The 13,591-nt window shown below is 60.0% G+C and carries 11 protein-coding genes and 4 tRNA genes; 6 read left to right on the forward strand and 9 right to left on the reverse strand.

What is annotated here, in order from left to right; genetic code table 11:
- Positions 1-244 precede the first annotated feature (244 nt).
- Both BT204_RS20330 and BT204_RS20335 read left to right on the forward strand, forming a co-directional pair.
- Positions 245-2,053, forward strand: a complete 1,809-nt coding sequence (locus BT204_RS20330; RefSeq protein WP_072448100.1) for a di-heme-cytochrome C peroxidase — start codon at positions 245-247, stop codon at positions 2,051-2,053.
- A gap of 29 nt (positions 2,054-2,082) precedes the next feature.
- Positions 2,083-3,216 carry a catalase family protein gene (locus tag BT204_RS20335; protein WP_072448194.1) on the forward strand — a complete coding sequence of 378 codons (1,134 nt, stop codon included), beginning with the start codon at positions 2,083-2,085 and terminating at the stop codon, positions 3,214-3,216.
- 89 nt (positions 3,217-3,305) lie between these two features.
- On the opposite strand, the gene BT204_RS20340 is transcribed toward BT204_RS20335, so the two are convergent.
- The 4 genes from BT204_RS20340 to BT204_RS20355 all read right to left on the reverse strand — a co-directional run bounded on the left by BT204_RS20340 (position 3,306) and on the right by BT204_RS20355 (position 3,826).
- A tRNA-Asp gene (locus tag BT204_RS20340) sits at positions 3,306-3,382 on the reverse strand.
- Positions 3,383-3,401: 19 nt separating this feature from the next.
- A tRNA-Val gene (locus BT204_RS20345) sits at positions 3,402-3,477 on the reverse strand.
- A 177-nt stretch (positions 3,478-3,654) separates the two neighbouring features.
- Positions 3,655-3,731, reverse strand: a tRNA-Asp gene (locus tag BT204_RS20350).
- Positions 3,732-3,750: 19 nt separating this feature from the next.
- A tRNA-Val gene (locus BT204_RS20355) sits at positions 3,751-3,826 on the reverse strand.
- A 159-nt stretch (positions 3,827-3,985) separates the two neighbouring features.
- Between BT204_RS20355 and rdgC the strand changes: the two genes are divergently transcribed.
- The 3 genes from rdgC (at position 3,986) to sugE (ending at position 6,459) form a co-directional block, all read left to right on the forward strand.
- On the forward strand, positions 3,986-4,906 hold the full coding sequence (gene rdgC, locus BT204_RS20360; protein ID WP_005786703.1) for a recombination-associated protein RdgC: 921 nt from the start codon (positions 3,986-3,988) through the stop codon (positions 4,904-4,906).
- 166 nt (positions 4,907-5,072) lie between these two features.
- Complete coding sequence (locus tag BT204_RS20365) at positions 5,073-6,032, forward strand: bile acid:sodium symporter family protein (RefSeq protein ID WP_003190129.1); 960 nt, start codon at positions 5,073-5,075, stop codon at positions 6,030-6,032.
- Between the two features lie 112 nt (positions 6,033-6,144).
- The gene (gene sugE, locus BT204_RS20370; RefSeq protein WP_054897869.1) at positions 6,145-6,459 is read left to right on the forward strand and encodes a quaternary ammonium compound efflux SMR transporter SugE; all 315 of its coding nucleotides are present in this window, start codon (positions 6,145-6,147) and stop codon (positions 6,457-6,459) included.
- 108 nt (positions 6,460-6,567) lie between these two features.
- Here sugE and BT204_RS20375 read toward each other — a convergent pair whose 3' ends face one another.
- The 3 genes from BT204_RS20375 to BT204_RS20385 all read right to left on the reverse strand — a co-directional run bounded on the left by BT204_RS20375 (position 6,568) and on the right by BT204_RS20385 (position 10,949).
- Positions 6,568-8,442: an MFS transporter gene (locus BT204_RS20375; RefSeq protein ID WP_057978120.1), complete on the reverse strand. Its 1,875-nt coding sequence runs from the start codon at positions 8,440-8,442 to the stop codon at positions 6,568-6,570.
- 59 nt (positions 8,443-8,501) lie between these two features.
- The gene (locus BT204_RS20380; protein WP_034127234.1) at positions 8,502-9,650 is read right to left on the reverse strand and encodes a TDT family transporter; all 1,149 of its coding nucleotides are present in this window, start codon (positions 9,648-9,650) and stop codon (positions 8,502-8,504) included.
- 111 nt (positions 9,651-9,761) lie between these two features.
- Complete coding sequence (locus BT204_RS20385) at positions 9,762-10,949, reverse strand: MFS transporter (protein ID WP_072448102.1); 1,188 nt, start codon at positions 10,947-10,949, stop codon at positions 9,762-9,764.
- Positions 10,950-11,040: 91 nt separating this feature from the next.
- On the opposite strand from BT204_RS20385, the gene BT204_RS20390 reads away from it, so the two are divergent.
- On the forward strand, positions 11,041-11,580 hold the full coding sequence (locus tag BT204_RS20390) for a TetR/AcrR family transcriptional regulator (protein WP_054921690.1): 540 nt from the start codon (positions 11,041-11,043) through the stop codon (positions 11,578-11,580).
- A gap of 174 nt (positions 11,581-11,754) precedes the next feature.
- Here the strand turns inward: BT204_RS20390 and BT204_RS20400 are convergent, their stop codons facing one another.
- The gene (locus tag BT204_RS20400) at positions 11,755-12,534 is read right to left on the reverse strand and encodes an ABC transporter permease (protein ID WP_005786689.1); all 780 of its coding nucleotides are present in this window, start codon (positions 12,532-12,534) and stop codon (positions 11,755-11,757) included.
- Entirely contained in the window at positions 12,531-13,463 is a 933-nt protein-coding gene (locus BT204_RS20405; RefSeq protein WP_014717781.1) for an ABC transporter ATP-binding protein, read from the reverse strand. The genes BT204_RS20400 and BT204_RS20405 overlap by 4 nt, the downstream gene beginning before the upstream one ends.
- Positions 13,464-13,591 lie beyond the last annotated feature (128 nt).

A 13,591-nucleotide genomic window follows, 5' to 3' on the forward strand; every position in this document is an offset into this window, starting at 1 on the left:
ATTTCCTTGTTCATGCGCCAAAAGGGCATTCGAATAAAGTCGCGAGCTTATCAGGCGGCCCCGACCAATGGCTACCGGCATGTGAGCAGGAAACTTCTGATAAGTTCACGTGTTTAAAAGCATTTCCATTTATCATGGGGGCCCGCGACGGATCGCGGAACCGGCTGATAGCAGGCTAATCGTCACTTGCCGCACCTGTGGCGCAGTGGCATAACAACGCGACAATTCGACAAGGATAGTTATCTTGCGCATTTTTTCCCGAGTTTTACTCCTGATACTGATCGCACTGGGCCTGATCCTGGACGTGGTGCTCTATTACACCCTCAACCCCAAGCTGCCGGATTACGTGCCCGTGAAACAGGTGCACTATCAGGAGCAATGGAGTGCCGCCGACCGCCAGACCTACTACTTCACGCCCCAGGGCACTCAAGTAAAAGGCCTGCACTACGACTGGTTCACCGCCCTGGAGCTGCCGTTCTCCGAGCAACACTTTGCCGCGCCGCAGTACCTGGCGCGCTTTGGCTTCCTGGTCGATCCCAAACAGGTGCCCACCGCGCAAAACCCTGGCAACCTGCCGGTAGGGTTCGCCCGGCACCAGAACGCCGACAGCAAGGCTCAGTACCTGGATATCACCTGTGCGGCCTGCCACACCGGCGAATTGCACTTCAAGGGTCAGGCCCTGCGTATCGACGGCGGCTCGGCGCAACACGTACTGCCCTCCAGCGTTCCCACGTTGCGTGGCGGCAGTTTCGGCCAGGCCCTGGTCGCCAGCCTGGCCGCTACCTATTACAACCCATGGAAGTTCGAGCGCTTTGCCCACAAGGTCCTGGGGGATCAGTACGACGCCCAGCGCGATCAACTGCGCAAGGACTTCAAGCAATCGCTGAACCAGTTCCTCAAGGTTGCCTGGAATGACACCCACCGCGGCCTTTACCCCACCGAAGAAGGCCCGGGCCGCACTGACGCCTTTGGGCGAATCGCCAACGCCAGTTTTGGCGACGCTATTTCCCCAGACAATTATCGCGTCGCCAATGCGCCGGTGGACTACCCGCAGTTGTGGGACATCTGGACCTTCGACTGGGTGCAGTGGAATGGCTCGGCCCAACAGCCCATGGCGCGCAACATCGGCGAAGCCCTTGGCGTAGGCGCGACCCTGACGTTCTTCGACACTGCCGGGCAACCGCTCAAAGGCGATGCCCGCTACCCGTCCAGCGTACGGGTGCGCGACCTGCACCTGATCGAAGAAACCCTGCAACGGCTCAAACCGCCGACCTGGCCGCAAGACTTGTTCGGTGCCATCGACAAGCCCCTCGCCGCCCAGGGTCGCGCACTCTTTGCCGAGAACTGCGCCGGCTGCCACCTACCCACCGTCACCCAAGAAAACGGCCGTCCGGTGCAGCAGTTGAAAATGCTGCCGGTGAACTACATCGGCACCGACCCCGGCACGGCCAACAACATTGCCGACCAACGCTATGACCTCAGCGCGTTGCAATGGGACCCGGCCGAACTGGCCCGGCTCAATGTCGAACTGCACCCCACCCCCACCGCGCCGCTGGACCTGAAAAAAATGTCGGTGGCCCAGGGTTTGGCCTATGTCACCGCCTTCGTCGAAGAGCATGCCTACCGTGCGGCCGGCGTTACCGCGGCCGAGCGCCCAGGCCTGGACGGGTTCGGCCTGCCCATCGGCGTGCGCGAATTGCGTGCCTACAAGGCGCGGCCACTGGCCGGCGTATGGGCCACCCCACCGTTCCTGCACAACGGTTCGGTGCCGACGATCTACCAACTGCTCTCGCCCCAGGACGAACGCAGCACTACCTTCTATAAGGGCACCTTCAACTACGACCCGCGTCACCTGGGGTTTGAGACCATCGCCTTCAAGAATGCCTTCCTGTTCGATACCAGAATCACCGGCAACCACAACAGCGGCCACGAATTCCGTGCCGGCAAGCGTGGCAATGGCGTGATCGGCCGCGGCTTGCTGCCGCAGGAACGCTGGGCGCTGCTCGAATACCTCAAAGTGCTGGGCGGCCCGCTGGAGCAACAACTGCCATGATTATCCGCTCGCAAAACAAGGACCGCTCCATGCTTGCTCGTCTCTGGCTACGCCTTGGCGCCTTTGTTGGCAAAACCCTGCTGTGGCTGCTGGGCCTGGGCCTGCTGGGGTGGGTGTTGGCCACGGCCTGGTTCGCCTGGCAGCACAGGGGCCCGGTGTCGGTGAAGGAACAGATCCCGCCGGGTGAAGCGGCGATGACCCAAGGCATCATCCAGACCGCCGTGCGCATCGTTGATCAGCATCGCGAAGGCACTCGCTACCTGCGTGATGCCCATGCCAAGGCCCATGGGTGCGTGAAAGCCGAGGTCAGCGTTCTGGCAGATCTCGACCCGGCCTTGCGCCAGGGCGTGTTCGCCGAGCCGGGCAAGACCTGGCAGGCGACGATGCGCCTGTCCAACGGCAACGCTTATCCACAATTCGACAGCATCCGCGATGCACGCGGCATGGCCATCAAGCTGTTGGATGTGCCGGGCAAGCAACTGATGGCAGATCAGCAAGCGCGCACCGAACAGGATTTCGTAATGTTCAGCCACCCGAACTTTTTTGTCAGCGATGTCGCGGAATACGCGCAAAACATCGGCGCGCAAGCGGATGGCAAGAAGGTCCTGGCTTTCTTTCCCAAGCTCGACCCGCGCAGTTGGCAAGTGCGTCACCTGTTTATCGCCCTGGCAACCCTGGCGCCCGCACCGGCCAGCCCGACGCAGACCACTTACTTTTCAGTGTCGCCCTACAAGTTTGGCGCGGCCAACGCCAAGTTCCGCGTCGCGCCCGCCCCACAAAGCTGCCCGGGTTATGTGCTGCCCAAACAGAACCAGGCCCTGCCGAACTTCCTGCGCAGCGCGCTCAACCAGCAACTGTCCACCGACCGTGTAGATGCGTGTTTTGTGCTGCAGATCCAGCGGCAAAACCCGCAGGCGTTCATGCCGATCGAAGACACCAGCATCGAATGGAAGGAAAGCGACGCGCCGTATGAAACCGTGGCCAAGGTCAGGATTCCCGCCCAGGACTTCGACACGCCGGCGCAGAACCTGGCGTGCGATAACCAGTCGTTCAACCCCTGGTTCGGGCTGGAAGCGCACCGCCCCATCGGCGGCATCAACCGGCTGCGCAAAGCGGTGTACGAGGCCGTCAGCGATTACCGCCACAGCCGCAACGCACCGTAAGGCGCGTTAAATCGCAGGCGAAAAAAAACCCGCTCAATGAGCGGGTTTCTTGTGGCTGCCTGGCGTTCAGTGTTCCAGGTGACCGAATATGGCGCAGCGGACGGGACTCGAACCCGCGACCCCCGGCGTGACAGGCCGGTATTCTAACCGACTGAACTACCGCTGCGCGTAACACTTGAAGCGAATGGTGGGTGATGACGGGATCGAACCGCCGACCCTCTGCTTGTAAGGCAGATGCTCTCCCAGCTGAGCTAATCACCCTTCGTTTCGGTGTGGGCGCATCATACACCAAAAAATCGTAATGTCTTGATTTAAATGCAATTTATTTAAAAAAAGTTTAGCGCACGATTTTTTGCCATATTTCGGACAGAAAAAAACCCGCTCAATGAGCGGGCTTTCTTTGGTCACCTGGCGTTCAGCATTCCAGGTGACTGAATATGGCGCAGCGGACGGGACTCGAACCCGCGACCCCCGGCGTGACAGGCCGGTATTCTAACCGACTGAACTACCGCTGCGCGTAACACATGAAGCGAATGGTGGGTGATGACGGGATCGAACCGCCGACCCTCTGCTTGTAAGGCAGATGCTCTCCCAGCTGAGCTAATCACCCTTCGTTTCGGTGTGGCGCGCATTCTACGGAGCGACCCTAAGTCTGGCAAGCACTTTCTTAAATCTTTTTTTTCAGCCCTTCCAATGGCTTAGGCAGGGTTGGCCTGCGGCGTGATCAAGAGAATAATGCCCCCCTTTGTATAGAGGAGAGACTCACCCCATGTGGTTCAAGAACCTGCTTATCTATCGCCTGACCCAAGATCTGCCTGTTGATGCCGAGGCGTTGGAAGCGGCCATGGCCACCAAGCTGGCGCGCCCTTGTGCAAGCCAGGAGTTGACCACTTACGGTTTTGTCGCGCCTTTTGGTAAAGGTGAAGACGCCCCCCTGGTTCACGTCAGCGGCGATTTCCTGCTGATCGCCGCTCGCAAGGAAGAACGCATCCTGCCGGGTAGCGTGGTGCGTGATGCACTTAAAGAGAAAGTCGAAGAGATCGAAGCCGAGCAAATGCGCAAGGTCTACAAGAAGGAGCGCGACCAGATCAAGGATGAAATCATCCAGGCCTTCCTGCCGCGTGCCTTTATCCGTCGCTCGTCGACCTTCGCTGCAATCGCGCCGAAACAGGGCCTGATCCTGGTCAACTCGGCCAGCCCCAAGCGTGCCGAAGACCTGCTGTCGACCCTGCGTGAAGTGATCGGCACCCTGCCCGTCCGCCCTCTGACGGTAAAAACCGCACCAACTGCAATCATGACTGACTGGGTCACCACCCAGAAACCGGCTGATGACTTCTTCGTCCTCGACGAATGCGAACTGCGCGACACCCACGAAGACGGCGGCATCGTGCGCTGCAAACGCCAGGACCTGACCGGCGAAGAGATCCAGCTGCACCTGACCACCGGCAAGGTCGTAACCCAACTGTCCCTGGCGTGGCAGGACAAGCTGTCCTTCATGCTCGACGACAAGATGACCGTCAAGCGCCTGAAGTTCGAAGACCTGCTGCAAGACCAGGCGGAACAGGACGGCGGCGACGAAGCCCTGGGCCAACTGGATGCCAGCTTTACCTTGATGATGCTGACCTTCGGCGATTTCCTGCCGGCGCTGGTCGAGGCACTGGGCGGCGAAGAGACACCACAGGGCATCTAAGCAACACCGATCCAATGCGGGCACGGTCAGTGTGGGAGCTGGCTTGCCTGCGATAACGGAGTGTCAGCCAGAGGAGTGCCGACTGATACACCGCTATCGCAGGCAAGCCAGCTCCCACATTTGATTGCATCGACAACTCAGAAATCGAATAAAAAAGGACATCCCCATGCGCGCACTCGCCGCCTTGAGCCGCTTTGTCGGCAACACCTTTGCCTACTGGGTGCTGATCTTTGCCGTTGTCGCCTTTCTCCAACCCAGCTGGTTCATCGGCCTGAAAAGCGCCATCGTCCCACTGCTGGGCCTGGTGATGTTCGGCATGGGGTTGACCTTGAAACTGGAAGACTTCGCCGAAGTCGCTCGCCACCCGTGGCGCGTGGCCTTGGGCGTGGTCGCGCATTTCGTGATCATGCCGGGCGTGGCATGGTTGCTGTGCCAGGCGTTCCATTTGCCGGCGGAAATTGCCGTTGGCGTGATCCTGGTCGGCTGTTGCCCAAGTGGCACGTCGTCCAACGTCATGACCTGGCTGGCCCGGGGTGACCTGGCGTTATCGGTGGCGATTGCCGCGGTCACCACCCTCCTCGCCCCGCTGCTCACACCGGCGTTGATCTGGCTGCTGGCCTCGGCCTGGCTGCCAGTGTCGTTCATGGAACTGTTCTGGTCGATCCTGCAAGTGGTGCTGCTGCCCATCGTACTGGGCGTGGTCGCGCAGCGCCTGCTCGGTGATCGGGTAAGGCATGCGGTGGATGTGCTGCCACTGGTGTCGGTGGTCAGCATTGTGATCATCGTCGCGGCCGTAGTTGCCGCAAGCCAAGGCAAGATTGCCGAGTCGGGCCTGCTGATCATGGCCGTGGTGATGCTGCACAACAGCTTCGGTTACCTGCTGGGCTACTTCACCGGGCGCCTGTTCAAGTTGCCCTTGGCGCAACGCAAGTCGCTGGCCCTGGAAGTGGGCATGCAGAACTCCGGGCTGGGTGCCGCGCTGGCCAGTGCGCACTTTTCGCCACTGGCGGCGGTGCCCAGTGCGTTGTTCAGCGTCTGGCACAATATTTCCGGCGCATTGCTGTCGACCTATTTCCGCCGCATGAGCGAAAAGGAAGACCGCCGCGCCCTGGAAACCACGCCGTAACTTGATCGCCCGGTCCAATTTCGGCACTCTACCGAACTTCGCGGGGACGACCTCGCGACGCTATCAAGCGCTCACCCGGGGACGACCCCACTTTGATAGAAGCGAGGTCATCATGTCCTGGATCATTCTGTTTTTTGCCGGGTTGTTTGAAGTGGGCTGGGCCGTCGGCCTGAAGTACACCGACGGGTTCAGCAAGCCGCTGCCCACCGTCCTGACGATTGCCGCGATGGCCGTCAGCCTTGGGTTGTTGGGGCTGGCCATGAAGGAATTGCCGCTGGGCACCGCCTATGCCATCTGGACCGGCGTGGGGGCCGTGGGCACCGTGATTGCCGGGATTATCCTGTTTGGAGAATCCATGGCGTTGTTTCGGTTGGCGAGTGTGGCGTTGATTATTTGTGGGCTGATTGGGCTAAAGATTTCCACTTAAGCCACTACCGCTATCGCAGGCAAGCCAGCTCCCACCTTTTGAATTGTGAATACAGTCAAATGTGGGAGCTGGCTTGCCTGCGATGATGCCCTGACAAACAACGACAAACTACCTGGCACTCCCCCGCAAACCGCCCACCACAGAGTGCAACTGCTCAGGCGTTGCCGCTTCCACAGCCACCGGCTCGCCCGCCACCAACACCACCCGCGACCAGATCCGATGAAACAAACCCTTGTTCGGATCACGGCTGAAGAAACTCCCCCACAACCCCTGCAATGCCATCGGGATCACCGGCACCGGCGTCTCCTCCAGGATGCGCGTCACCCCACCGCGAAACTCATTCATCTCGCCATCGGCTGTCAGCTTGCCTTCCGGGAAGATGCACACCAGCTCGCCATCCTTGAGGTACTGGGCAATGCGCGCGAACGCCTGCTCGTAGATCTGAATGTCTTCATGGCGCCCGGCAATCGGAATCGTCCCGGCGGTGCGGAAGATAAAATTGAGCACCGGCAAGCGGTAGATCTTGTAGTACATGACAAAGCGAATCGGCCTACGTACTGCGCCGCCAATCAACAGCGCATCGACAAACGACACATGGTTGCACACCAGCAACGCCGCGCCTTCATCCGGGATGGCTTGCAGGTTGCGATGCTCCACGCGGTACATGGAATGGCTGAGCAGCCAGATCATGAAGCGCATGGTGAACTCGGGGACGATTTTAAAGATGTAAGTGTTAACCGCGATGTTGAGCAGCGACACCACCAGGAACAACTCGGGGATCGACAGCTTGGCCACGCTCAACAGCAGAATGGACACGATGGCCGAGACCACCATGAACAGTGCATTGAGAATGTTGTTCGCCGCGATCACCCGTGCCCGTTCGTTCTCGGCGGTACGCGACTGGATCAGCGCATACAGCGGCACGATGTAAAAGCCACCGAACACCCCCAGGCCGAGGATATCGAACAGCACCCACCACGCTTGGCCGTAGCTGAGCACCGCGAGCCAATCGTTGGCTTGCACGTTCTGCGGGAAGCCGCCGGAGTGCCACCACAGCAGCAGGCCGAACACGGTCAGGCCAAACGAACCAAACGGCACCAGGCCGATTTCCACCTTACGCCCGGAGAGTTTTTCGCACAGCATCGAGCCCAAGGCGATGCCCACCGAGAACACCGTGAGGATCAAGGTCACCACGGTTTCGTCGCCGTACAACCATTCCTTGGCATAGGCTGGTATTTGCGTGAGGTAAATCGCGCCGACAAACCAGAACCATGAGTTGCCGACAATCGAGCGCGATACGGCCGGCGTCTGCCCCAGGCCCATGCGTAAAGTCGCCCAGGACTGAGTGAAGATATTCCAGTCCAGGCGCAGCTGCGGTGTCGAAGCCGCTGCGCGCGGGATGCTGCGGCTGGCCAGGTAGCCCAGCACCGCCACGGCCACAATCGCCACCGCCACCACCGGCGCGTAATGGGTGGAAGACATCATGATCCCGGCACCGATGGTGCCGGCCAAAATTGCCAGGAACGTGCCCATCTCCACCAGGCCGTTGCCGCCCACCAACTCATCGTCGTGCAAGGCCTGGGGCATGATCGAGTACTTCACCGGGCCGAACAGCGCCGAGTGAGTGCCCATGGCAAACAGCGCCAGCAGCATCAGTTCAAGATGATTGGTCAGAAAACCCGTCGCGCCCACCGCCATGATCACGATCTCGCCGATCTTGATCGCGCGGATCAACGCGTCCTTGTTGAATTTCTCGCCAAACTGCCCGGCCAACGCCGAGAACAGGAAGAACGGCAGGATAAACAACAAAGCACACAGGTTGACCCAGATGGAGCGGTCACCCTCGATGGTGAGCTTGTAAAGGATGGCCAGGATCAGCGACTGCTTGAAGATGTTGTCGTTGAACGCGCCCAGCAACTGGGTAATGAAAAACGGCAAGAAGCGCCGCGTGCGCAGCAAGGTGAATTGGGAAGGATGGCTCATCGTCGTCCGTGTTCCTGCGTGGCCTTTATTTATCAGGCCACGACTTTACCTAATCCTGCTTACTTATTCGCTAGCCCGGCAATACAAGGCGAAACAAAAAGCTCGCCTTTATAAGCGCCCTGCACGGTGCGCTTGGCCACGATCAGCCACATCAGCGCCAGCGCAACCACCAGCACACTGCCAAACACACTGAAAAACGCCAGCTGTAACAGACTCGCCAATTTAAGCGTGGCCAAGGCGTAAACCCCCAATGGGAAGGTGAAGCCCCACCAGCCCAGGTTGAACGGGATACCGGCGCGCAGGTAACGCAGGGTGATCAACACCGCAATCAACATCCACCACAAGCCGAAGCCCCACAGGGTGATGCCCGCAATCAGGCCCAGGCCGTGGGCCATTTCACCGACACTGGCCAGGCCATTGGTGGCAAAGATCGCGGGGGCATCCGTACCGAGCAGCAACATGCCCAGGGCACCGGTACCGATCGGGCCCAGGGCCAACCAGCTCGACGCGGCCATATTGGCGTGAGGCAACTTATGCAAGGCCATGCGCAGCATCAGGATGGTCAGGATGCTGAACGCTACCGGCAGGGAAAACGCCCACAGCACGTAGCTGGTCACCAACATCACCAGTTGCGAATGGGCATCGGCCAAGTGCGGCGCGAGCAAGCCGCCGCTGGCCGCCGCCACTTCGGCCGCCACCACGGGCAACAGCCAGACGGCGGTCATCTGGTCGATGCTGTGCTCCTGGCGCGTGAACATCATGAACGGGATCAGTACGCCGCAGGCCAGGGACATGGCGACGTCCAGCCACCACAAGGCCTCGGCCAACGGGATCACATCACCGCCCCAGCGCGGCAGGCCGAACAGCAGCAAGCCGTTGAGAATGGTCGCCAGCCCCATGGGGATGGTGCCGAAGAACATCGAGACCGTTGAGTGCCCGAAGATGCGTCGCGCCTCGTGGAAAAACATCACCCAGCGGGCGGCATACAGCACGCTGAACAGCACAAACAAGCCGATAGTGAACAGCCACAGGCCCTCGGCGACGGCATGCAAGCCGGGCAGGTTGACTGGCAGCTGGGCCAAGGCCAGGGCCAGCACACCGGTGCCCATGGTCGCGGCAAACCAGTTCGGGGTGAACTGGCGAATCACTTCCCTGGGACGGGCCAGGTGACTGAAGGGTTTGTAGCGGTGAGTAGTCGAGCAGGTCATGGGTTAATCCTCTTCCTCATTTGAGGTTGAAGCCATGATAGAACCTGATCGAATATCTATATAACGGGTAATATCTCTAACTGTTATCTGTTTTATCTATATTAACCACATTTATGCCCTCGCCCTTGCTGGCGCCGAGTCCCGCCACCACAACCCACCAAGGGCCCCGAGAGACAGCAAGATAAGCACCGCACCGTAGCCGTCCGTGGTCGCGACCAGGCCAAACACGCGGCTCAGGTTACCCGCCAACAACGCCGGCACGCAGAACGCCAGGTAACTCAATACATAGAACGCCGACATCAGGCCCGCCCGCTCATGGGGCAACGCCAGGCCCACGATGCTGCGCACACTGCCCATGAAGCCGCCGCCGAACCCCAGGCCTGCGATCACACTGGCGACAAAGAACAGCCACAGGCTGGCGGTGTTTACGGCAACCAGCAGCAACCCCACGCCCACGGCCAGCAGTGCAGCCGACACGCGCATGACCCTGTCAGCCGCGTGGTTGCGCAGGCTGTAGATCATCACCGCGCCGCTCAAGGTCACCACCGCCACCAGCCCGCCGCCGATCAAGTGCGAGGTCGACCCGGTGGCGACACGCACCAACGACGGTGCCAACGAGGAAAAGAACCCACCCAGCGCCCACACGGCCACATTCAATGGCATCGCCAGCCCCAACGCGCGGCGCGCCTGCGGCGGCACATGCAGGGTTGGCGCCAGTGACTTCAAGGCGCCGGGTATGCGGCTGACCGTTTCAGGCAGGCGCCAGATATACAGAGCCTGTAACACCATCAAGGCCAGCAGGGTGTAGTAGATCAATTGGGTTGGCCACGGCGCGAACTCCACCAGCAGCCCGCTGCCCAGGCCACCACTGGCCATGCCGAGCATCGGTGCAAGGCTGTTGAGCATCGGGCCGCGGACGCGGTCGGTATCGAGCAGCGTCGCACTCAATACCGCTGTGGCAGTGCCAGTCGCGAAGCCCTGCAGCGCGCGGGCGGCCAGCAGGCAGGCGGTGCTGTCCGCGTTGATAAACAGCAGCATCGCCACACTATTGAGCAGCAGCGCGACGAAGATCACCGGCTTGCGCCCCAGGTAATCCGAGAGCGACCCCACCGTCAGCAGGGCCGCCAGCAGGCTCACGGCATAGACACCAAAGATGGCCGTGAGCATGGCCGCCGAAAAATGCAGGTGGTCTTGATACACCTGGTACAACGGCGTCGGCGCGCTGGAGGCGGCGAGAAAGGTCAGCACCATGATCACTAGAAACGCCAGGCTGGACCGCTGAGAGATGACACTGGGCATGGGCACGCTCCGCTAAAGCTAATATTTTGCTTTTGTGCAGTGTGCTATTCGCTGGCGCTTAAAGCAAATTCTTTGTGTTAAGGTCTTGCCCATGGCGATCAAAGAAGGCCTCCGCCCGGGGGGCCGCAGTGCCCGGGTACAAGAATCCGTCCACAGGGCGGTGCGCGAATTGCTGGAGGCCCATGAGCGTTCCAGCGTCACCGTGCCGATGATTGCGGCATGTGCAGGCGTCACGCCGTCGACCATTTACCGGCGCTGGGGCGATCTGTCAGTACTGCTCGCCGACGTCGCCCTGGCCCGTATGCGCCCCGATACCGAACCGGCCAACACCGGCAGCCTGCGTGGCGACCTGCAAGCCTGGGCCGAGCAATACCTGGATGAGATGAGTTCGGACGTAGGCCGCAACATGATGCGCGACGTGCAAAGCAGCCCGACGCCAGGGTATTGCGTGAGCATCCTGAGTGGGCAGTTGCAGGTGATTGTTGACCGCTACCCGCAGGAACAGCCACCGAGCGTTGACCATCTGATCAACCTGCTCGCCGCACCGACGGTGTTTCGTATTCTATTTTCGGCCCAGCCTTTGGCGGTAGAAGAACTGCATACCCTGATCGAACTGGCACTGAAAATCTAAGGCACGTGCGCCGACCAGAATGTGGGAGCTGGCTTGCCTGCGATGCAGACACCTCCGTACACCCGTCAAGCGAAGTCGATACCATCGCAGGCAAGCCAGCTCCCACATTTGTTCTGTGTGCATCCAATAAAAAACGGCCTCTGATGAGGCCGTTTTGTTATTTCCAATCCCACATCATGTACGCATCCCACGCCCACTCACCAGCAACCGCGCACAACCGATATACAGCACCACGGTCGCAACGATCATAAAGGTGATCGCCACACTGATCTTGATATCCGACACGCCCAAAATGCCGTAGCGGAAGGCGTTGACCATGTGCAGTACCGGGTTGGCCAGGGACACCGTCTGCCAGAACGGCGGCAGCAAGGTGATGGAATAAAACACCCCGCCCAGGTAGGTCAACGGCGTGAGCACGAAGGTCGGGATGATGGAAATATCATCGAAGTTGCGTGCGAACACGGCGTTGATAAAGCCCAGCAGCGAGAAGATTGTCGCCGTCAGCACGACCACCAGAATGGTGACCCCCAGGTGATGCACCTGCAGGTGGGTAAAGAACAGCGACAGCAGCGTCACGATCACTCCCACCATCAGGCCACGCAACACGCCGCCCAAGGTGTAGCCGATGAGGATGGTGTGCGGTGACACCGGCGAGACCATCAGCTCTTCAATGGAGCGCTGGAACTTGCTGCCAAAGAAACTCGACACCACGTTGCCATAGGAGTTGGTGATCACCGACATCATGATCAGGCCCGGCACGATGTATTCCATGTAGGTGAAGCCACCCATGTCGCCGATCTGCCGGCCGATCAGGTTACCGAAGATCACAAAGTACAGGACCATGGTGATCGCCGGTGGCAGCAGGGTCTGCGGCCAGATCCGGGTAAAGCGCTTCACTTCGCGATAAACAATGGTTTGCAGCGCTACGAGGTTGGGTTGCAGTTCGGAACTCATACCGCCACCTTCGCCAGATTTTTCTCCACCAGGGACACAAACAACTCCTCAAGGCGATTGGTTTTGTTACGCAGGCTCAACACTTCGATGTTCTGAGTGGCCAACTGGGTGAACAGCGCGGTGATGCCCATGGCTTTGTCCACCTGCACCTCCAGGGTGTGGCTGTCCACCAGCCGGCTTGGGTAGCCGAGCAACTGCGGCGCCACCGACAGGTTGTTCTTCAGGTCGAGCAGGAAGGTTTCCACATGCAACTGGCCCAGCAGGTTGCGCATGCTGGTGTTCTCGACAATGGTGCCGTGGTCGATGATGCCGATGTTGCGGCACAACTGCTCAGCCTCTTCCAGGTAGTGGGTGGTGAGGATGATGGTGATGCCCTTCTCGTTCAGTTCGGTGAGGAAGGTCCACATCGAGCGGCGCAGCTCGATATCCACGCCGGCGGTAGGTTCGTCGAGGATCAACAGGCGCGGCTCATGCACCAGGGCGCGGGCGATCATCAGGCGTCGCTTCATGCCACCGGACAACGAGCGCGAAGGTACGTCACGCTTGTCCCACAGGCCCAGTTGAGTCAGGTACTGCTCGGCGCGTTCCTTGGCGACTTTCGCCGGAATGCCGTAGTAGCCGGCCTGGGTCACGACAATGTCGAAGGTCTTTTCGAACTGGTTGAAATTGAATTCCTGGGGCACCACGCCAATGGAGCGCTTGAGCGCCGCCGGGGATTTGTCCAGGTCGTGGCCGAAGATGTTCACCGTGCCGCTGGTCTTGTTGACCAGGGTGGAGAGAATGCCGATGGTGGTGGATTTGCCGGCACCGTTGGGGCCGAGCAAGGCGAAGAAGTCACCTTCGGCAACGTCCAGATCGATACCACTCAGGGCCTGGAAACCGTTGCCGTAGGTTTTGGTTAGCTGCCGGATGGACAGAGCGGAACTCATATGGAAGTACGCACCAAAGAAGGGAATAGAAAGAATAGATAAAGGCACACCGCAGGTAGTTCAACCTGCGATGCAGTGCGAGCATGGTGCGTGCCCATGCCGCACAAGTACAGTCACCCGTATTAATA

The sequence above is a fragment of the Pseudomonas sp. NFPP02 genome (assembly GCF_900119355.1).
Lineage (GTDB): Bacteria > Pseudomonadota > Gammaproteobacteria > Pseudomonadales > Pseudomonadaceae > Aquipseudomonas > Aquipseudomonas paracarnis.